19 protein-coding genes and 1 rRNA gene are annotated in these 20,044 nt (G+C 36.1%); 5 read left to right on the top strand and 15 right to left on the bottom strand.

The features are described 5' to 3' along the window. Positions 1-16: 16 nt before the first annotated feature. From BQ9893_RS05290 to BQ9893_RS05275, 4 genes are all read left to right on the top strand, one after another. The gene (locus BQ9893_RS05290) at positions 17-970 is read left to right on the top strand and encodes a glycosyltransferase (protein ID WP_075965051.1); all 954 of its coding nucleotides are present in this window, start codon (positions 17-19) and stop codon (positions 968-970) included. A 112-nt stretch (positions 971-1,082) separates the two neighbouring features. Then, positions 1,083-1,652 carry a manganese efflux pump MntP gene (locus BQ9893_RS05285; RefSeq protein ID WP_075965050.1) on the top strand — a complete coding sequence of 190 codons (570 nt, stop codon included), beginning with the start codon at positions 1,083-1,085 and terminating at the stop codon, positions 1,650-1,652. 487 nt (positions 1,653-2,139) lie between these two features. Further along, positions 2,140-3,111: an O-antigen ligase domain-containing protein gene (locus tag BQ9893_RS05280; RefSeq protein ID WP_244155058.1), complete on the top strand. Its 972-nt coding sequence runs from the start codon at positions 2,140-2,142 to the stop codon at positions 3,109-3,111. A 5-nt stretch (positions 3,112-3,116) separates the two neighbouring features. Then, entirely contained in the window at positions 3,117-3,851 is a 735-nt protein-coding gene (locus BQ9893_RS05275) for a WecB/TagA/CpsF family glycosyltransferase (RefSeq protein ID WP_075965048.1), read from the top strand. Here the strand turns inward: BQ9893_RS05275 and BQ9893_RS05270 are convergent. From BQ9893_RS05270 to BQ9893_RS05205, 14 genes are all read right to left on the bottom strand, one after another. Continuing rightward, positions 3,826-4,899, bottom strand: coding sequence for a glycosyltransferase family 4 protein (locus BQ9893_RS05270; RefSeq protein ID WP_075965047.1), 1,074 nt, complete (start codon positions 4,897-4,899; stop codon positions 3,826-3,828). The genes BQ9893_RS05275 and BQ9893_RS05270 overlap by 26 nt on opposite strands. Positions 4,900-5,017: 118 nt before the next feature. Further along, positions 5,018-6,121 carry a sialidase family protein gene (locus BQ9893_RS05265; protein ID WP_075965046.1) on the bottom strand — a complete coding sequence of 368 codons (1,104 nt, stop codon included), beginning with the start codon at positions 6,119-6,121 and terminating at the stop codon, positions 5,018-5,020. Between the two features lie 66 nt (positions 6,122-6,187). Continuing rightward, entirely contained in the window at positions 6,188-7,186 is a 999-nt protein-coding gene (locus BQ9893_RS05260) for a glycosyltransferase (RefSeq protein ID WP_075965045.1), read from the bottom strand. Between the two features lie 4 nt (positions 7,187-7,190). Then, positions 7,191-8,300 (bottom strand): hypothetical protein, encoded by a 1,110-nt coding sequence (locus BQ9893_RS05255; protein WP_139322562.1) that lies wholly within the window; start codon positions 8,298-8,300, stop codon positions 7,191-7,193. A gap of 6 nt (positions 8,301-8,306) precedes the next feature. Then, positions 8,307-9,566 carry an oligosaccharide flippase family protein gene (locus tag BQ9893_RS05250; RefSeq protein ID WP_075965043.1) on the bottom strand — a complete coding sequence of 420 codons (1,260 nt, stop codon included), beginning with the start codon at positions 9,564-9,566 and terminating at the stop codon, positions 8,307-8,309. Position 9,567: 1 nt separating this feature from the next. Beyond that, the gene (locus BQ9893_RS05245) at positions 9,568-10,254 is read right to left on the bottom strand and encodes an acylneuraminate cytidylyltransferase family protein (protein WP_075965042.1); all 687 of its coding nucleotides are present in this window, start codon (positions 10,252-10,254) and stop codon (positions 9,568-9,570) included. Positions 10,255-10,261: 7 nt separating this feature from the next. Next, positions 10,262-11,302, bottom strand: a complete 1,041-nt coding sequence (locus BQ9893_RS05240) for a nucleotidyltransferase family protein (RefSeq protein ID WP_075965041.1) — start codon at positions 11,300-11,302, stop codon at positions 10,262-10,264. Position 11,303: 1 nt separating this feature from the next. Beyond that, positions 11,304-12,458: a UDP-N-acetylglucosamine 2-epimerase gene (neuC, locus tag BQ9893_RS05235; RefSeq protein ID WP_075965040.1), complete on the bottom strand. Its 1,155-nt coding sequence runs from the start codon at positions 12,456-12,458 to the stop codon at positions 11,304-11,306. Then, positions 12,455-13,462, bottom strand: a complete 1,008-nt coding sequence (neuB, locus tag BQ9893_RS05230; RefSeq protein WP_075965039.1) for an N-acetylneuraminate synthase — start codon at positions 13,460-13,462, stop codon at positions 12,455-12,457. Before neuB ends, neuC begins: the two co-directional genes overlap by 4 nt. Before the next feature lie 3 nt (positions 13,463-13,465). Next, a complete protein-coding gene (locus tag BQ9893_RS05225) occupies positions 13,466-14,107 on the bottom strand; it encodes an acetyltransferase (RefSeq protein ID WP_075965038.1) in 642 nt (213 codons plus the stop codon). Beyond that, positions 14,104-15,243 carry a LegC family aminotransferase gene (locus tag BQ9893_RS05220; RefSeq protein WP_075965037.1) on the bottom strand — a complete coding sequence of 380 codons (1,140 nt, stop codon included), beginning with the start codon at positions 15,241-15,243 and terminating at the stop codon, positions 14,104-14,106. The genes BQ9893_RS05225 and BQ9893_RS05220 overlap by 4 nt, the downstream gene beginning before the upstream one ends. Next, positions 15,236-16,213, bottom strand: a complete 978-nt coding sequence (locus BQ9893_RS05215; RefSeq protein WP_075965036.1) for an NAD-dependent 4,6-dehydratase LegB — start codon at positions 16,211-16,213, stop codon at positions 15,236-15,238. Before BQ9893_RS05215 ends, BQ9893_RS05220 begins: the two co-directional genes overlap by 8 nt. A gap of 3 nt (positions 16,214-16,216) precedes the next feature. Beyond that, a complete protein-coding gene (locus BQ9893_RS05210) occupies positions 16,217-17,815 on the bottom strand; it encodes a GumC family protein (RefSeq protein WP_075965035.1) in 1,599 nt (532 codons plus the stop codon). Between the two features lie 8 nt (positions 17,816-17,823). Beyond that, on the bottom strand, positions 17,824-18,633 hold the full coding sequence (locus tag BQ9893_RS05205; RefSeq protein WP_075965034.1) for a polysaccharide biosynthesis/export family protein: 810 nt from the start codon (positions 18,631-18,633) through the stop codon (positions 17,824-17,826). A 191-nt stretch (positions 18,634-18,824) separates the two neighbouring features. Here BQ9893_RS05205 and BQ9893_RS05200 point away from each other — a divergent pair, with 191 nt between their 5' ends. Next, entirely contained in the window at positions 18,825-19,676 is an 852-nt protein-coding gene (locus BQ9893_RS05200) for a CvfB family protein (protein ID WP_075965033.1), read from the top strand. Positions 19,677-19,859: 183 nt separating this feature from the next. On the opposite strand, the gene rrf is transcribed toward BQ9893_RS05200, so the two are convergent. Continuing rightward, positions 19,860-19,970: ribosomal RNA gene (rrf, locus tag BQ9893_RS05195) — 5S ribosomal RNA — on the bottom strand. Between the last annotated feature and the right edge of the window lie 74 nt (positions 19,971-20,044).

The raw sequence follows: 20,044 nt of genomic DNA, 5'->3' as shown, positions 1-20,044 counted from the left end.
ATATAAAAAACAAATAATGGACATATCAGTAGTTATACCATTGTACAATGAAGCCGAATCTCTTCCAGAACTGTTTGCATGGATAGAGCGGGTGATGAAAGAACATAACTTCAGTTACGAAGTAATCTTTATCAACGACGGGAGCACGGACAACTCATGGGAGGTGATCGAAGCGCTTAAAAGCAAAAATCCGGAAGTGGTACACGCAGTCAAGTTCCGTCGCAACTACGGTAAATCCCCCGGTCTGAACTGCGGTTTCCAACGGGCAAAAGGAGATGTGGTCATCACAATGGACGCCGACCTTCAAGACAGCCCCGACGAAATTCCCGAACTGTATAGGATGATCACCGAAGACGGCTACGACCTGGTGTCGGGCTGGAAGAAAAAACGCTACGACCCGTTGTCGAAAACCATCCCGACCAAGTTGTTCAACGCTACGGCACGAAAGTTCTCCGGCATCACAAACCTGCACGATTTCAACTGTGGACTCAAAGCCTACAAGAATATCGTCATCAAGAATATAGAAATCTATAACGACATGCACCGCTACATCCCCTACCTTGCCAAAATCGCAGGATTCAACAAGATCGGTGAAAAAGTGGTGCATCACCAAGCACGCAAATATGGAACGACCAAGTTCGGGCTGAACCGTTTCGTGAACGGTTATCTGGACTTGATCACCCTCTGGTTCACCTCCAAATTCGGCAAGAAACCGATGCATTTCTTCGGATTATGGGGAAGCGTGATGTTTTTTATCGGTTTCATAGCACTGGTCATCGTACTGGGCGCGAAACTGATTTCTATCTGTACAGGAGATTTGCGGCCATTGGTCACCAACTCGCCCTATTTTTATGTTTCGCTGACAGCCATGATCCTCGGAACACAAATGTTCCTCGCAGGATTCATCGGAGAATTGATTTCGAGGGATTCACCCAATCGAAACAAATATAAAATCGAAACAGAATTATAAACCTGCTGAAACAGGTGTACAGAAGCGTTGTTAGACGCGCAAGCACGCATCCCCCAAAAAAGAAGGAAAGGTATAGGAGATGATCATCAAGGAAGAAATATTTTAATATAATATGTCATTTATAGAAATAGTGTTACTGGCTGTGGGGCTGTCGATGGACAGTCTCGCGGTTTCTGTCGCAGGCGGAGCCCTCATTCAAAACTACAAACATCACCACATGCTGAAGATCGGTTGCGTAATGGGAGGATTCCAGGCCGGGATGACCATAGCCGGTTATCTGGCAGGGCTGAGTTTCAAGAAATATATCACAGCATTCGATCACTGGATCGCCTTCCTGCTGCTGCTTTACCTCGGAGGTAAAATGATATACGAAAGCACAAAGGAAGAAAAAGAAAAAAATTGCAAGACGAACCCGCTGTGCTACAAGACACTTTGCGGCCTGGGCATTGCGACAAGCATCGACGCTCTGGCAGTCGGCATATCGCTCGCCTGCATCGAAACAGGCATTGCACTGGAAGCCCTGACAATAGGAATCGTCACATTCTTGTTCTCAGCATTCGGAGTCTACTTCGGAAACCACTTCAGCCGCAAGATAGATCTCAAATTAGACCTGATCGGCGGCTTAATCCTAATCTTCATCGGAACCAAAATCCTGATCGAACATATCTATTTCAACGGATAAAATTTGCCATTCTCACATCCAAGATGACAGACTCGTCACCAAACGGTTGGCGTTGTTACACAACAAGCACTTTATAGTCCAGTCGAAATGGATGTGGTTTGACATATTCGGTCCAATTAAATACATGAAGACTACCAAATAAAAGAACAATTAACCTTACTTACTTTGCCTAATTTCAAGCGAAGTGGTATCTTTGTCACAAATTACATAATCCATAGCAAACAATGAGATGCAAACATTCCTAAATAATATTTTATACAAATTATTTATAATCACTATCACATTCGGAGTTGTTCTTCATGATGTCATAAGATTCAAATCCATAGATGAAATTTGTGGTTTATGCTTACTTATAATTTTTCTTTTTTCCCTATTTCGATCCAAAGACTGGAAAATCAATAAAGTCTTTCTGTTTACATTATTCGTTTTTCTTTTCTATCTATGCTATTCTCTATGGATCGGTAGCAATAATAAAAAAGCGATATTAATGGACTTAATCATACAAATGAAACCCTATTTGGCATTTTTCTGTATGTATCAATTAAAACCACAATTCAGTAATACTCAGCGTTTATTACTTAAACAACTCATGTTGCTATTTTGGTTCATCTTACTGCCAATAGGATTGGTCAATATAATAATTCCTCAGACAATACCTACAATAATGATACATCCTACAAATTTCGCAGGAGTAATAACCGCAATATCAATTGTATATTTATACGCTTCAAATTACACAAAAAAAGATAAAATTATTTTTTTAATAATGTTAACCATAGGACTTGTTTCCGGACGATCCAAATTTTATGGATTTTATGCATTATCCATAGTCACTATCTTATATTTTGAAAATCCAGATCATCTAAAGATAAACATTAAAAACATATCGATATTAACATGTAGTGTCACAATTATAATACTTGTTGCTTGGGAAAAAATTATGCTTTATTTTGGACAAGGTTTCATGATGAATGGGACAGAGAAAAGTGATATTGCCCGATTTGTTTTATATGCAACATCAATCAGTATATTTGTAGACTATCTACCTTTCGGTAGCGGACTTGCAAGTTTCGCCACACATACATCTGGATATTACTACTCCCCCTTATACAGTAAATATGATATTGACAATGTATGGGGAATCAGTAAAAACGACTGGTCGTTTATCGCAGATACCTATTATCCGTCTCTCGCACAATTCGGAATCGTTGGAATTTGTTTATTTATATCATTCTGGCTTTATCTATTAAAAAAATCTTATACGATATTTTCAAAAACACAAGAGACTAAAATATTTGCATTAACACTCTTAATTACAGGATATTGTATAATCGAAAACATAGCAGATGCCTCGTTTACAAGCAACAAAGGATTTTTCATGCTGATGCTTCTCGGACTTATATTATCTAATAATCACGATTTAAAAAACGAAATATCTCAACCGATAAAACAATCATAATCAACATGAAGGCACAATTCATATCTTTACAAGATTATCAAATTGCAAAAAATTACATATTCGATAATATACCTGTTTCAAAAACGGTCATTAATACAATCAACGCGCACTCGTGGGTAACAGCAGAAAAGGATACCATATTTAAAAATGCATTATTGACTAGTGACATTTTATTACCGGATGGAATTGCAATCGTATTGGCCGCCAAATTCCTAACAGGGAATAAAATACATAAAGTGGCTGGTGCTGATTTACACGAAATGATCCTGCACACACTAAATGAAAAAGCAGGTAAATGTTTTTATCTCGGAGCATCTCAAGAAACTTTGGATAAAATAAAAAACAAATTGCAGAAAGAGTATCCTAATATTCAAGCAGAGACCTACAGTCCTCCTTTCAAAAGCGTATTTTCTGAACAAGATAACAAGAGTATGATACAAAATATCAATTCTTTCAATCCTGATGTCTTATTTGTTGGTATGACTGCACCTAAACAAGAGAAATGGATTATAGAAAATAAATCAGAGATTAAAGCTTCCGTTATCACTGGTATAGGAGCAGTCTTCGATTTTTATGCTGAAGTAAAAAAAAGACCAGCTAAATGGATGATAGATTGTGGTTTAGAGTGGTTAGGCAGATTATTCCAAGACCCCAAGCGCCTTTGGAAACGATATATAATAAACAACCCAATATTTATATATCAAATTCTTAAAATTAAACTGAACAATATATTTCATTGATCATATCAACATATCGAGTGATAGAGAACTGTTCCATTATAGTTTTTCGACTTCGAAAAGCCATTGCAGCAAGCAAGTTTCGCTCCTGGTTTAAGCGCACTATAATATCAGTAATTGCTGTATCATCGTTAATCAAAAATCCATTTTCATGATCTTGTACGACAACCGACATAGAACCAACAGGAGTAACTATCGGGACAACTGCACTTCCCATACTCTCCAACAATGCCATAGGAAGCCCTTCAAAAAAAGATGGCAACAAAAAGATATGGGATAAGGAAAGTACTTCTTTTTTCATTTCTCCATAGACCAACCCTTTGTCGATAATAGATGCATAAGCTGCTCCGTTTAACTGTTTTATAAACCAATCCTTATCCGGACCTACTCCACATAAATAAAATCGATAAGAAATTCCTTTATCGGATAATTCATTTAAAGACCTTGCAATGGTTTCCAACCCTTTTTTTCGATCAATACGTCCCAAGTACAATATATTCAAAAACTCACTTTGATAATCCTTTTTCAATTCATTTTCTTTCGGTATCTCGACTGCATTTGGTATAACCCAAATCTTTTTTCCAAAAAGAAAAGGATAATGTAACGACAAATAATCACATTCGGTACTACTCAACACCAATATTTCAGTACTTTTCTTCAAAAAGAATTTAATAATCGATCGTAATATTATACTATCAGGAATAGATGATATATAACGTCCCCCATGAATATGAAGATACAAAGGCAATCCTTTCAAATAGAGTAAAAAATAAGGAAATACATCCCGCAATAAAGACAAAGGTTCAAAACCTATATTAAAATGTACTGCTGAAATATGATGCTTCCTAACAAAAGTCAATATCTTAAATGGTGTTTTCATCTGAGTAATCAACCAAAAAAGACCACGTTTTGAATTATCCTTCCTCCCTAATACAAAATGATAATAATTTACTTTCGTATTATACGACATCAATAAACGGGTTATCGAAGAAATGCCACTTACATTATCTTTTGTATCCAAAGATGGCGAAGTTATCAGTATATTGTCCATTATTTTGTTATCTTTATTTTTTTCAAGTATAAATTTGGACGGTTCTTAAATTAATGTGCTGAATCGACCGTCTGAGCACAAAGTGTGAATAGATATCCTCTGTTTCATTAACTAAACATCAATAAGACCGAACATACACTAATTTCAAACTACCCAATCCCCATTGTTCTTGTTTCGATATGCTATACAAAACAAGCATCTCATTATCCGACAAAAATTCCATTGCCGGATAACAGGCCAAATAACCATTTTGATTCTCTAATAAAGCTTTATTACTCCACATCGTACCTTCATTAAAAGAGGAGGCAATACAAAGAGGCATTCGTTCGCTTTTACTTTTATTCCATACGGCAACCAAAGCTTTCGTATAAGGATTCCTTTCTATCAAAGCTGGAGCCAACGGTGATTCTAAAGGACTTCGAGAGAGTTTACCCCAAGAATACCCTCTATTATCCGAATAAGAATAATATTGATATCCGCTGTTTGTTCTTATATACATGAGAATCTTACCATCGGACAACTCGACAATTCCCGGTTCTTGCAACACTAATGACCGATCCGGTGATGTAAATGATTTACCCTTACACCAATTTTTCCCACCATCATCAGAATAACAACAAAAGATTATGCCGCTTTCTGAAAACACTCCAGCTTTATCAACGATATGTTGGGAAATAGGTATAACTATCCGTCCCGTAGACAACTGGATAGCACGAGAGTTATTCATAATATAATAGCCACTTTCTGGCGAAATACAAGCCGTAGGTTCCGACCAATTCTCTCCATTATCAGCAGAAAACCGGACAACTGGATAACAGTCCTTATTACTATTTTTGACTAAATAGAACAAAGCCAAACCACCATCCTTCAATTGCAATAAAGAAGCTGACATCACGTTTAAATGACCTCTTTGATCAATAAACTCCATTTCTTCAGACCACGTTTGTCCCTTATCTTTTGAAATTCGCTTCACTAACACAGCATGATCATGGTCTTCATATCCTCCCACAAATTTAGTATAGATCAAAAGAAGTCTCCCATCTGTCAATAACAAAATATCCCCCTCACTCCTTCGCGGTATATCCAAAGAAGATTCAACAAACAATGCATTAGATTTAAATATATAAGGAATAATCTCTTCTTCCACCACATCTGAAGAACATTGGGAGAACAATAATAGCAAAAATATACCTATTCCACAAAAATAACCACTCTTTTCCATCTCTACAGAATATTTCATCTTAATGGAATCAAATATAAAAAAACTGCATCATAGAAAAAACTTTTTTTATCCCCTTAACTTTTTTTTTAGCCAAACAACCGGATACAAAATCCGTACGACATTCCATCCGCCCATAACATTAAAGCCACAAGATATAATGTATTCTTTCACTTCTTTACCAGGCTGTAAATGAGAGATACCTGATTCATGAATTAAAACACATAAACTTTTCTGCACTTCTCTCTCTTTCAATTCAGCTATACGCAATAAAGCAAAAACCATTAAACTCGTTACCGTTTCTTTTATTACATTCTTAAAGCCATTACCGAGAGAAGGATCTTCTATGTATTGCAAAACAGAGATAGAAGCCCCTATTATATCCGTTACTTTCTTTTTATCAATTGTATAAATTGTTGAAGTTCCTCTTTGGCGATATGCATAAATACAAGAATCCATATAAACAACCTTATTTGCATGGTAAGCAATTTTTAAGGCATATTCCACATCTTCAAAAAAAGCCCCTTCTTTATATTGAATAGAATATTTTAATAAAAAACTTCTTTTGATTAAAGACAAGCAAAAGAATTCTCCTTGATAAAGATGTTCATACAAAAATTGTCCATCTACTAACCGACCACTATATTGCATTCTCTTATCACGATTTGTTTTTTTATCCAATTCATGTCCTTCTTCATCAACATATTTATAATCAAACCTCAAAACATCCAGATCGTGTTCCGTCGCTTTTGACAAAAGAGAAGCCAATGAATCCAAACAAAGATAATCATCAGAATCCATAAAAAAAACATATTTTCCGCTTGCCACAGTCAATCCGTTATTCCTGGCCACCGATTGCCCACTATTTTTCTGAGATATTATAATCATATTCGGATATATCTCCTCATATTTCCTCAGGATATCAATACTTTTATCCGTTGAACCGTCATTCACAGCAATGACTTCGAATGTTTCCAAAGACAACGATTGCTTGTATATACTAAGCAAGCAATCTTCTAAATAATTTTGAACATTATAGACTGGTATTATTATCGATAGCTCCTTCATTGTATTACAAATTTAATAACTTAGCCAATAGGATATCTTTATTCCTTTTCATTTCCGTATTCTTGGATGTCAAATAAGAATATATATACTCACTCCGTTCTTCTTGATTCAGTTTTCGAGGATTAAAATCAGTCATATCGATATGATCTACATCAAATATCGGCATTTTTAATAACAGAGACAACTTCTTTTGAGTTGATGACAAATCACGATTTTTACCATATTCCTTATTTGTGATCAAAGCCATTGGTTTGTCATATAAGATACAATAAGAAACAGAGTTACTCGTATGCAACAATACCATATTGGCCCCTTTTACTAAAGCCCCCGTTTCACCTTGAACAATCCTTCTATCTCCAAACTCTGATCCTACATATTTAGCCTTAGGATGAGCTGCGATTATCACCGGTATACCATATTTATCTTCAAACTTGTCAAAAAAAGTTCTTAAACTTTCCTGATAAGATAAAGGAGATACTGCTTTCATCCCCATCATATAAAGCAAATCAGGATGCAAAGGGTAATAAATATCCAAAAAAACCGCATACTCCCCCCTTGTGGACGATTGATTTTCAAAATATTTTTCATAATCAGGATGATTGATGGGAATCCTACCCGGAAACAAAATAGAAGAAGAGAAAACAACATCAAAGTCCTTCACCTTATTTATTCTTTTATATATACTCAAAGCATATTCCTCAACCCGATTTGATAGCATCTTTACAATCCTTTTCAACTGTACATTCCTCAACTTCTGCCACAAAGAAATGTTCAAGACCGTATTCCCGTACATATCAATCCTCACCGTAAAACAATGATGATCCGACAACAATTTATAAAATTTCCTCGACTGCCAATTTTTACGAACCTCTATTATAAACACTATATTGCCAATATCGGCAGACACTAATTGCTGTCGGACTTGCCACAATTGAGTGAATTTTCTTATATAAGAAACCTCAACTTCCTCTGTCAATCGCATGCCTGGAAATATATACTGAGAAATATCCCAATATTCAAACTCAACGCCAGCTTGAATAAAATCTTCTATATAAAATATAGATTTAGTCCTTTCTGTTAATGGCTCATGGCCTATCATCACTATTTTTTTCATGCCAACCTATATTAATTTATAAACCCGACGACTATACAAAAAAACTCCTAATACAATCATCATGTTTACAATCATCGTTACATAAGCCGTGTACATCACCGAATATCGCGTCAACAACACAGATAGCAGTACATGAAAGAGAGACATTGAAAATGTTATATACATTAACTTTTTTGTTTTCTTATAATAAAACAGATAATTCACAAAGAGATAATATACACATTGAAAAAAGGCACTCATGCATAACGGGAATAAATAGGATACTGCATCTGTGTATTTAGGAACAAAAATCGGTATAAAGACAGAAGTCCCGACATAAACACATAATGTAATGATTGCAAAAAATAAAATCATGACTTTCGTTTGCTTCAATAAACGGCTGGATGTATCCGCCTCTATATTGGCAAGATTCTTATATATATATACCGAATTTGTCGCATTAAAAGCCAATCCTATAATCTGAATAATATTAGCAAAATTGTAAGCAAAACTATATATTCCGACTTGGGTTGCCATATAAAAGTAATTAATCACATACCGATCCAAACCTTGGCGAATCCAGGCAGATGCGCTATGAGGAATCAATGGAATACCAAAATCCAAAGCAGATTTTACAGTTTCTTTATTTGGCATCAACCTTTGAAGATAGCCTCTTCTTATTAGGAAGTAGATACTGACAAAAAAGAACAGCATACTAACGGCAACCTGTGCATACACTCGTCCCAACCACCCCCAATGGAAACCAATAACCAGAATTAAAGTCAAGATAAAGTTTGCAAAAACTGTTGCGACACTATATATTCCATATGAAAGAGGATTTTCCTCCAAACGCCAAATATCCAGATTGACAGTAGAAAATACTTGCATATAGCATACCAACAACCCCAACCATTGATACTCAGTAGACAATCCGATTATTCGTTCAAAAAAAGCAGAAAAGAACAAGAGTAATAATGAAAAAACAAGAAATGATACGGAAGACAAACATAAAACAGTACTTAACATCCGCCGAAGTAGCGTTTTCTCCGCAGAAAAAAAATCAACAGCAATAATACCTGTTGCATTCAATGAAATAAAAATAGACAACAATGTCACAAATGTGTTAAACAGATTCAACTCACCGTATTCAGAGGGAGGTATAAAACTGGCTAACACCAGTAACAGCAAAAAACCAATGCCACTATTCAGAAAAGAAAAGAAAGCGAATAGCGTTCCGTTCCTGAACAATATATTAGTCCGTATCTTATTTATCAAAGCGAAAGACATGCTACTTTCTTTTATTCATTACAGCTTCCAAATATATCCAATCTGTAAGGGTATCTAAATCAACAGACATATCCAGTGGCATAACATACTTGCGTATTTTCTTAAAACTATCAAAATACCCCTTACGCAATGACTCCACATTAAATACGTAAATAGCTCCATTAAACATCCAAACAGAAGGCGTATCCTGACGTCTCCTAAAAGTACCATTTCCTTTTGAGATGTGAAGATATCCATCCCTATTTTCTTCAAATAAATTATAATATGGATTCTGAGGAGATTCGCATACGGAAACAACAGCATCAACAGACTTATCGTATAATTCAATAGCTTCCATTACCTGCTGAGCTGTCCGCAAAGGAGAAGTCGGTTGTAAAAGGACTACAGCATCATAGTTAACCCCTAAGTTCTCGTAAAAATCAATTGCATGCAAAATGACCTCGTATGTACCGACCGAATCAGTAGCAAGAAAATCAGGTCTTTTAAACGGCACTGTCAAACCATAAGATGTAACAACTTGCATAATTTCATCATCATCAGTCGATATACAAATATTACAGTCATCCGTCAATTGACGAGCCACATCAATTGAATAGGCAATTAAAGGCTTTCCCGATAATTCCTTTATATTCTTACGAGGAATACCCTTACTTCCTCCTCTCGCTGGTATCAAATACAACAATTTCATTATTCAATTATAAATGGTTTACTAATTCCTGAGCTTTATCAAAATCTTCAAACTTACCTATATCCAACCAATACCCGGTAATTGGATAACGTATGACTTTATAGCCCTTCGAAATTAACAGATTAAGAAAATCCGTTGCATCAAAGAATATATTTGAAGGAATAAGTTCCAATAAATTTTTCTTTATCAAATATATACCAGCATTAGCATAATAATTGAATGTCGGTTTTTCTTTTATGCCTTTAATCTCCCGCCCGTCTAAATCAAATATTCCATACGGAACTGAAACAGAGTAAGGCACTGCCGCCACAGACATATCGGCCTGATGCTCCGAAAAATGAGAGAAGAAATCTTCATAATTTATATTTGTAAACAAATCCGAATTCATCACTAATACCGTATCGTGATGAAAACATTCTACATATCTAATCGATCCTATTGTCCCTAAATACTGTGGTTCACGAATACAACGTATATTAGAATCTACACGGGATTCGGCAATATATGACTCAATCTGTTCTCTTAAATAATTTACAGTTATAGAAATATGATCAATACCATATTCTATTAAATGATCTATATTATAATCTATGATCGGTTTATTACCCACCTTCAACAATGGCTTAGGGACTGTTTCTGTCAACGGGCGTAGACGCAATCCTTTTCCTCCTGCCATTAAAACCGCGTCAACAGGTAAAATAGACTTCTGTTTCTGAAGGTTATATATTTTAATTATACGCCTATCACAATCCAAATAGGGCAATAAAACTATCTTCTTTGATTTTAATGTTTTTATTTCATCAATAGAAATATTACCATATTGCAAATAATGAAAATTTCGATTCATTGCCATAGAAACAGGTGCATCCAAATTCACTCCTTTAATCAGACACCGACGGATATCTCCGTCGGTCAACGAACCGACCATTCTTCCCTGCCCGTCTACAACAAACAGAGTTAAAATATCATTTGATAGTTGATTCAATGCAACTAAAGCCTCCCCGATATTAAGACTCTCATCTATTATATATTTTGAGTTTGCATCCATATTACAAATTATAAAATGATTTCTGAACCAAGTTTTCTAATGGATAAGTTTTCAACTGAAAAACAATCATATCTGTGGTACCATCCTTTTCATACGGATTATTTCGCAATTTTGCTACTGATTGAATTTCTTCAGAGAAAATTAATTTAAAACCCTGTTCTATCTCTTCCATTGACACTCCGCTATGTACCACACTTTTTGCAGCAATACGTCCCTTTTGACGGTCTCCAATATCCAGAGTCGGTATTCCGAAACTCGGAACTTCCAAGATACCACTCGAAGAATTACCAATAACAGCAGAGACATATTTCAATGCGGAAAGATAACGAAGCTTACCCAAAGACTTAAAAGCGATTGCTCGGTCTTTATTCTTTGCAACAAAATCTTTTATACAGTCTACTATGACACACCCGTCCGTATCTGAATTCGGAAATGTAAAAAGGATCCGATATTCCGAATGTTTAGTTAAGACTTCCAATAAATTATCACATTGTTCCCGTGTCGTACACGTTTCCAAAGTTACAGGATGGAACGTGACAAGTAGGGACTTATCGCCCAATTTAAAATCCAAACTATTCTCCAATTCTTCTTTTGAAAGGAAAGAGCTTTTTTTTATATTTTCAACTCCAATAGCTCCGACATTAAACACCCGATCCGGACTTTCTCCCAACTGAATCACCCTTTTTCGATATTCTTCCGTCGAAGTAAAATGCAAATGACTCATCTTGGTAATCGCATGGCGAATCGCATCGTCATAGGCACCTTCCGTTATTTCTCCTCCATGTAAATGAGCAACAGGAATCTTAAAAAACAAGGCAGTGGAAACAGCTGCCAGAATTTCATATCGGTCACCTAAAACAACAATCAAGTCAGGACGCAGGTCTTCATAGGCATCGGCAAAACCAATCATCCCTAATCCTACGGATTTAGCTGTAGCACTTGATGTATCCGAAGAAAGCAGCATTTCAACCCGCTTATCAATAACAAAACCATCTTTCTCTATTTCCTTATACGTCAAGCCAAACTCAGGAGAAAGGTGCATATTGGTTGCTATGATCTGTAATTTTAAATCTTCAGATTCATCTATTTGCTTCATTAGGCCACTTAGTAAACCATATTCAGCACGGCTACCAGTTATAACGCATATTTTTCTCATAATTCTATCAGATCATCTGGTTCATATAATCTCGTTGCCGTTTTTCCTACCACATCCAACCATTGCATGGGAGAGATTCCGTTTCCCGGACGTTTTACAGTCAGATTCTGTTCTGTAAAAATCTCACCTTTCTCTATTTTGGACGCTGCAACGATGCTTTTCCTGGCGACTTCTACATTTTTAACTTCAGAAGGAGTTATCCGCTTTTCGGCATCTCCTAAAGCCTTTTCTATATTTCGAATAGATGAAACCATTCTCTTCAGTTCATCCGGTTCCAAAGAGGCCTTATGATCTGGCCCCTCCATATTCCGATCCAAAGTAAAATGCTTTTCTATAACAGAAGCTCCCAATGCAACAGCCGCAATAGGAACTTCTATACCTCTTGTATGATCTGAATATCCGACTTCGACATGAAATCTCTCAGCAATAGACTGCATAGCCCGCAGATTCACATCTTCCATAGGAGTCGGATATTCTGTATTACAATGGAGTATTATTATATCATTATGTCGGACACCATTTTCCTCCAAAACTGCCAACGCTTCTTCTATTTCCCGATATCCACTCATTCCGGAAGACAGGATTACAGGTTCTCCCCTTCGGGCAATCTTTCTTAAATAAGGATAATTGGTAATTTCTCCCGAAGGGATTTTCCACAATCCCAAATGAATTTCTGTAAGGAAATCGATACTATCCAAATCAAAAGCTGTAGATAAGAATTTTACACCTTTCTTTTTACAATAATTTATCAATATCAAATGCTGTTCCCTAGTAAGTTCTAGTTGTTTCAACATTTGGTACTGGGAATCATTACCATCACACAGATTTTTTTGTTGATACTCTGCCTTGACTGCATTTTTTGAGACCAACAACTCTGTTTTAAAGGTTTGAAACTTAACATAATCAACCCCTGCCTCTGCAGCCACATCAATCAACTGTTTCGCTATTTCCAACGAACCATTATGATTTACACCAGCCTCCGCTATAACAAGAGTATGTTTCATATCTTACAATTTTATCTTTAATAATGCTGGATTACCAGAATAAATGCCTTTTTTCACTATATTTTTACGCACAACACTGCCGGCTGCAATAACACAAGAATCCATAATACCAATGCCGTTCACCATCACAGATTGACTTCCTAAAAAGACCCCCTGCCCAACTGTACAATTACCATTCACCATTGCCCCTGTAGAAATATGGCAAAAATCACCAATAACTGCATCATGCTCAATATTGGCAAATGTATTGATGATGCAACCTTTCCCGATGTGAGCGTTCGCATTAACCATTGCATTATGTAACACGACACTTCCTTCACCTATAGAAGCATAACGAGAGACATGAGCTGTAGAAGCCACAATCGTAGCTAAACGACCACCAACTGATTGAATATGTTCGTGCAACCGGATTCGCAGATACGCATCCTTTATATGTCCTACCGTCACAATAAACAAGGCTTTATCCACATATTTAACCAAATCTTCATCCGTCCCGACAACCGGATATCCCAAAACAGAACTACCGACATATTCTGGCATATCAAGTATACCAAGTATCGTATAACCTGCACTCTCAGCTACATCTATCACCGATTTGCAATGTCCGCCACCACCGACCAATACTATATTATTAGGGTCTCTCATAACCTAACACTACTTGGAATATTTACAACACGTTCCTCAAACCAATACGTATTCGTCAGATCGTCCGTCTGGCAACCTGCAAACATTGGTTGTTTATTCATCAATCCCCAAATTGGTCGTGTCATAACTCCATGATCATTTGTATAGGTCAAAAATTCATCACGTGCCACCTTATCAGGCAATAAAACCGCATTCAACCAATAATTGGAACGACATTCTTCCGGTTCGGAAAAAAACTCAATTGGTGTATCTTTGAAAAAGATTTTATATTTTTCAGCAGTTTCACGTTTATTATCTATAAAACGATCCAGATTCTCCATCTGTGCACAACCTAACGCCGCATTTATATTAGGCATACGATAATTATAACCGACATGATCATGCATAAACTCCCAACGATGAGGAACCTTAGCTTGCGTCGTTAAGTGTTTTGCATAAGCACCCAATTCGGCATCCTGGAACAACAACATACCGCCTCCACCAGTCGTAATCGTTTTATTACCATTAAAACTTAGCGCACTAATCTTACCCCAAGTACCAGTATGCCTACCCCTATACAAACTACCGATGCTTTCAGCTGCATCCTCTATTAATTCGATATGATACTGTTCACATATTTGTACAAGCTCCGCTAATCTAGCAGGATGCCCGAATGTATGCATTGGGACACATGCTTTCACTCTCCGTCCTGTCTCTTTATTATAGCAAGTGCCATCCTTTATGTCTGCAAATGTAGAAAGCCATTTTCTTAAACTGCCAGGAGACAAGCTCATCGTTTCCCGATCTACATCTATAAAAACAGGATGAGCGCCTATATAACTTATTGCATTTGCAGTAGCAATAAATGTCAAAGCCTGAGATATTACTTCATCTTCACGCTCTACCCCCGCCAATAACAAAGCCATATGAAGAGCATTTGTCCCATTTACACAGACAACAGCCTTTGCCGCCCCTGTATAATCGGCAACCATTTCCTCAAACCGATCTACAAACTTACCAACACTCGAAACAAATGTCGTATCAATACACTCATTCAGATATTTCTTTTCATTGCCGATAAAACAAGGGGCATGAAGGGGTACAAAGTCATCCGAATGATATAATTCATGTATAAAATCAATTACAGGTTCATACATTGTATATATCAGTTTTATATTTTTTCAAATTATCTTTATCCAAAAACCAATTTATCGTTTCCTTTAAACCTTCTTCCAAAGAATAAGAAGGCTCATATCCTGTTAAGGATTTTATTTTTGCATTATCTCCCCATAAGCGGAAAACCTCAGAATTCTTAGGGCGGATACGAGCCTGATCTTCTATGAACTTAACATCTGAATTCATCAGATGAGCTATTAAATTCAGAGTATCACGCATCGAAATTTCATTGTTGCTACAAATATTGACTTCTTGTCCAATCGCCGCATCACATCTAGATAATTCAATAAACCCTTTGCAAGTATCTTTTACGAAATTAAAATCACGCGTCGGAGTCAAATCTCCTAACTTTATCTCTTTCTTTCCATTTGCTATTTGCGTTATAATGGTTGGTATAATAGCCCGAGCTGATTGACGGGGGCCATATGTATTGAACGGTCTCACTAACACTACTGGCAGTGCAAAAGCATTATAGAAACTCATTGCGATTGCATCCGCTCCAATTTTCGTTGCAGAATAAGGCGACTGTGGTTGCTTAGGATGACTTTCATCAATCGGAACATAACGTGCAGTTCCATACACCTCCGAAGTCGAGGTTACAAGAATTCTTTTCACTCCGTTTTCTTTTGCTGCCTGGCAAATATTCAAGGTCCCTTTTATATTTGTATCCACATAACTATCCGGCGCAACATAAGAATAAGGAATCGCAATCAATGCTGCCAAATGGAAAATAATCTCAACATCCTGAGTTATATACTTACAGAAATGAGAATCACGTACATCACCAGTCACCACCTCTAATTCAGGATGCTTAACATTATTCAACCATCCCCAATCATTGAAAGAATTATAATATGAAAGTGCTTTGACTTTATATCCTTGTTCCAATAACATTTCAGTCAAATGAGACCCGATAAAACCATCAGCCCCTGTAACCAATACTTTTTGCATATCTTACTTCGTTTCTTTATATTCTTTTCTTAATGCACTAAATTGTTCCCGACCAAATAGAAATGCAACCGGAATAATCAAAGTAAAAAGAAACATTCCTATTGCTGCATAAAGTTTTCTAGGGCCGATTGGAGATTGCTTTACATATGCCTTTTCAACAAATCTCGCCCGATCTTTAGACTCTCCTATAGCCAAAGCAATATCTTCTCTCTTTTGTAAAAGAATTAAATAAACAGCTTGATAAATTTCTTGTTGACGTTTATAATCAATATATTCTCTTTCCAAAGATGGAACTATCCCCATTTTGTCCATTATCAGTTTTTCTTTTCCCTTTAAATCGTTTAAAGTAAACTGTATTGCCTTTTGAGAATTTTCTATTGCAAGAAAAACACTTTCCCTAAGTTGGTCCACCTGCTTATTTATCTGCCCAATAAGAGGATTATGCCCTTTTGTTGTTTGCAATAATTTAGCTCGTTCCAATAATGCTTCATTATATGTAGTTATAGGACCAGCCTTATCACCCTCTCCTGTAGAAAGCAAAGAAGGTATCAGATTATACTTATTCTGAGGATCTTTAATATATACATTCAGCATTTCAATTAATCGATTTTGAGCCTCTAATTCAATAATTTTAACCTGTAACTCTTTCAATTGCTCTACATAGAATTGAACATCAGCTTCAATATCTGTCATTTTATTTTTCAATTTATAACGTTCTATAGAAACTTCTGTTTCACTCAAATCAGCCATTACATGTTGAATACGTTCTTCCAAAAAAGCCAATGATTTCATTCCTTCAGTTCGTTTAATCGAATCCTCCTGACTATTATAAACATCAACTAAAGTATTTAACATATTAAGACCTCTACGTCTTTCATAATCTATATAAGAAATTTCAATAACATTCGCATTTTTGGAATATTCGTCAAACGTAAAATCCCGGAATATATCTTCTGCGACCCAACCTGCAGGTGATATATCCAAAGTTAATGACAAAGGTTTGATTTCTTCATTTCTATATGCTAAAATAAAATTTCCTTCCTTTAACTTTATTTTTGCAGGCAAAGACTCAAATTCAAATAGTTTTTTTTCTTTTAAAGCTTCTGTCTTAACTTTAATCTTACCATCTTTCCTTATGTCAACATCAAAAGTAACTATACAATCTAATTCATTTTCTGTAGTCGAATCCACATACAATATCAAAGGAATGTTCTCATACATTTTATACTTATAGGCATACGGCTTATAATAAGAAATATTTAAGCCCAATTTTAGCACCACATTTTTCAATGTCGAGTTGGAAGTAAGCTTAGCCATTTCATCATCCAAATTAATTCCTCCTCCTCCGATTCCTCCTAAACCAAAAGACTTCATTAATCCAGAAGCATCTCCAACGTTAAAACCATTACTCGAACTGCTCTTATCCTCTATCAATTGTATTTTTGCTGCAATTTCATAAGTACGAGGTGTAAATATTAAATACAACAATGCTGGTATTAAAGATATAATTGCTGCATAAACAAATAATTTCCAATGGCGAATATAATATATTACTATTTTCTTCAGACTAATAGTCTCATTATCATGTTGAATTGCATTCATATCTTATACTAATTTCTATTAAGATTTACAATTGTAATTACCATGCTTGTGATAATCGATACAGAACTAATTATTGAAGTCAACAACGACATCGTAAACTGCCGATCAGAACTTGTACGAGCACGTTGTTTATTCTTGATTGGTTCTACATAAACAATATCATTTTGTTTCAAGTAGAATCCCGGAGATGCAAATATTGCAGGATCTGTTATATCCATCCGATAAGTTTCTTTTACACCATCATTATCCCGTATCACTAATATATTTTTCCGATTCGCCGTCAAAGGTAAATCTCCAGCCATACCAATAGCATCCAAAACAGAAATTCTATCATTTTTTATAGTGAAAGATCCTGGACGAGAGATTTCTCCCATCATGGTAATCTTAAAATTCAAAAGCTGGACATTTACTAATGGATTTTCCACATATTTAGATATCATATTTTCCAACTTAGCTGCAATATCTTGCCTAGTCAAACCCGCAACATGAATTTCGCCTAGAACAGGGAAATTTATATTACCCTTGGGATCTACTAAGTAAGTATATTGACTTTGAGAGGCGACAAGAGGCTGTTCACCTTGTGCTGAATAAGCATATACAGGTGGATTAAAAGGAGTTACAGCAGCAGGATCCCATGCTGTAACATTAATTGATAATAAATCATCACTTGTTATTTTGGTAGTATATGTTTGACTCATTTTTGTTAACTGCTCAGGGGTCAAATCATCTATTCCCTGAAAATAAATCACATCTTTTGGTGCCGAACATGCACACATCAATCCACAGAAAATGGCAAACAAATAATATTTCAATCTCATGCTATTATATAAGTATTTCAAAATTAGAACTACAAAGATACAACTTTCAAAGGAACCATCCCTTTAAAAACTCCTTATAAAAACTATTACTACTATAACGATGCAAATTTTGTTATATTGCTGCTTGAGAAATAAAAAATATAGGATATTAGGCTATTTTCCCGTACTTTTGCCTTAAAATAAATAGGAGAATGGTTGAAATAGGGAAATATAACACATTAAAGATCGTAAAGGATCTGGACTTTGGAGTTTATCTGGATGGGGGAGATGGAGTGGAGATACTTTTGCCTGCCCGTTATGTACCCAAGAATGTAAAACCGGGAGATGAAGTCGAAGTTTTTATTTACCACGACAATGAAGGAAGGTTGATTGCAACGACGGCCAAACCACTTGCCCAAGTAGGAGAATTTCAGTTTATGGAAGTGAAATCTGTCAATAATACCGGAGCTTTTCTGGAATGGGGATTAATGAAGGATTTATTGGTTCCTTTTAAGGAACAAAAAATGCCCATGCGGGAAGGGAAATGGTACTTGGTATATGTGCATGTAGATCATGTTACCGGACGCATTGTTGCCTCTGCAAGAGTTGATAAATATTTGGATAATGTAATACCGGATTATTCCTTTAATCAGGAAGTCGATTTGCTAGTTGCTGAAGAAACTGAAATAGGATATAAAGTAATTATAAACAACACTCATTGGGGACTGGTTTATCATAGCGAGGTTTTTCAACGTCTAGAAAAAGGGGAACATGTAAAAGGATACATCAAAGAAGTTAGGGAAGATGAAAAAATTGATGTCAGTCTCACTCCCTTAGGATATCAAAAGGTCGAAGGCATTTCCAAGATAATTCTGGATTCACTCAAAGCCCAAGGTGGATATATAGCCGTTCATGACAAAAGTGAACCTGAACTGATCTATTCTCTATTTCGCTGCAGCAAAAAAGCTTTCAAACAGGCCATCGGAGCTCTTTACAAACAAAAGATAATAAATCTCGAAACTGAAGGAATCCGATTAATCAATAAAGACAATAATATCCAATGAACATCTATTAGGGGGAGAGCCTCCAATCTCCCCCTATAAATGGGGGAGCCGTCATAGTTTATCGGGGGGAGCCTGATCCGTAATCACCCGAACAAATTATAGTATAGTAATACGAAAAAAGCCGACTCAAAACTGAATCGGCTTTCATCATCGAGTGTTGTTTTTGCCTGCACTCTCATTCTAAAACGGCGGCTATCTACTCTCCCACTTTTACGCAGTACCATCGACGTGGTTGGGCTTAACTTCTCTGTTCGGAATGGGAAGAGGTGGATCCCCAACGCTATAACCACCTTAATCTCTTTTGTTCTTTTTATCAAGACTTTTGACTGGACAACTGCAAAAAGCTTTTTTTACGTAACTTCTCTCAT

This window comes from Parabacteroides massiliensis, assembly GCF_900155425.1.
GTDB classification, from domain to species: domain Bacteria; phylum Bacteroidota; class Bacteroidia; order Bacteroidales; family Tannerellaceae; genus Parabacteroides; species Parabacteroides massiliensis.
This window is presented reverse-complemented; position numbering and strand designations above follow the sequence as displayed.

What these genes read in the sequence shown, in the direction of transcription:
- BQ9893_RS05290 (WP_075965051.1), top strand. Translation starts at nt 17, where the DNA reads ATGGACATATCAGTAGTTATACCATTGTACAATGAAGCCGAATCTCTT.
- BQ9893_RS05285 (WP_075965050.1), top strand. Translation starts at nt 1,083, where the DNA reads ATGTCATTTATAGAAATAGTGTTACTGGCTGTGGGGCTGTCGATGGAC.
- BQ9893_RS05280 (WP_244155058.1), top strand. Translation starts at nt 2,140, where the DNA reads ATGGACTTAATCATACAAATGAAACCCTATTTGGCATTTTTCTGTATG.
- BQ9893_RS05275 (WP_075965048.1), top strand. Translation starts at nt 3,117, where the DNA reads ATGAAGGCACAATTCATATCTTTACAAGATTATCAAATTGCAAAAAAT.
- BQ9893_RS05270 (WP_075965047.1), bottom strand. Translation starts at nt 4,899, where the DNA reads ATGGACAATATACTGATAACTTCGCCATCTTTGGATACAAAAGATAAT.
- BQ9893_RS05265 (WP_075965046.1), bottom strand. Translation starts at nt 6,121, where the DNA reads ATGGAAAAGAGTGGTTATTTTTGTGGAATAGGTATATTTTTGCTATTA.
- BQ9893_RS05260 (WP_075965045.1), bottom strand. Translation starts at nt 7,186, where the DNA reads ATGAAGGAGCTATCGATAATAATACCAGTCTATAATGTTCAAAATTAT.
- BQ9893_RS05255 (WP_139322562.1), bottom strand. Translation starts at nt 8,300, where the DNA reads ATGAAAAAAATAGTGATGATAGGCCATGAGCCATTAACAGAAAGGACT.
- BQ9893_RS05250 (WP_075965043.1), bottom strand. Translation starts at nt 9,566, where the DNA reads ATGTCTTTCGCTTTGATAAATAAGATACGGACTAATATATTGTTCAGG.
- BQ9893_RS05245 (WP_075965042.1), bottom strand. Translation starts at nt 10,254, where the DNA reads ATGAAATTGTTGTATTTGATACCAGCGAGAGGAGGAAGTAAGGGTATT.
- BQ9893_RS05240 (WP_075965041.1), bottom strand. Translation starts at nt 11,302, where the DNA reads ATGGATGCAAACTCAAAATATATAATAGATGAGAGTCTTAATATCGGG.
- neuC (WP_075965040.1), bottom strand. Translation starts at nt 12,458, where the DNA reads ATGAGAAAAATATGCGTTATAACTGGTAGCCGTGCTGAATATGGTTTA.
- neuB (WP_075965039.1), bottom strand. Translation starts at nt 13,462, where the DNA reads ATGAAACATACTCTTGTTATAGCGGAGGCTGGTGTAAATCATAATGGT.
- BQ9893_RS05225 (WP_075965038.1), bottom strand. Translation starts at nt 14,107, where the DNA reads ATGAGAGACCCTAATAATATAGTATTGGTCGGTGGTGGCGGACATTGC.
- BQ9893_RS05220 (WP_075965037.1), bottom strand. Translation starts at nt 15,243, where the DNA reads ATGTATGAACCTGTAATTGATTTTATACATGAATTATATCATTCGGAT.
- BQ9893_RS05215 (WP_075965036.1), bottom strand. Translation starts at nt 16,213, where the DNA reads ATGCAAAAAGTATTGGTTACAGGGGCTGATGGTTTTATCGGGTCTCAT.
- BQ9893_RS05210 (WP_075965035.1), bottom strand. Translation starts at nt 17,815, where the DNA reads ATGAATGCAATTCAACATGATAATGAGACTATTAGTCTGAAGAAAATA.
- BQ9893_RS05205 (WP_075965034.1), bottom strand. Translation starts at nt 18,633, where the DNA reads ATGAGATTGAAATATTATTTGTTTGCCATTTTCTGTGGATTGATGTGT.
- BQ9893_RS05200 (WP_075965033.1), top strand. Translation starts at nt 18,825, where the DNA reads ATGGTTGAAATAGGGAAATATAACACATTAAAGATCGTAAAGGATCTG.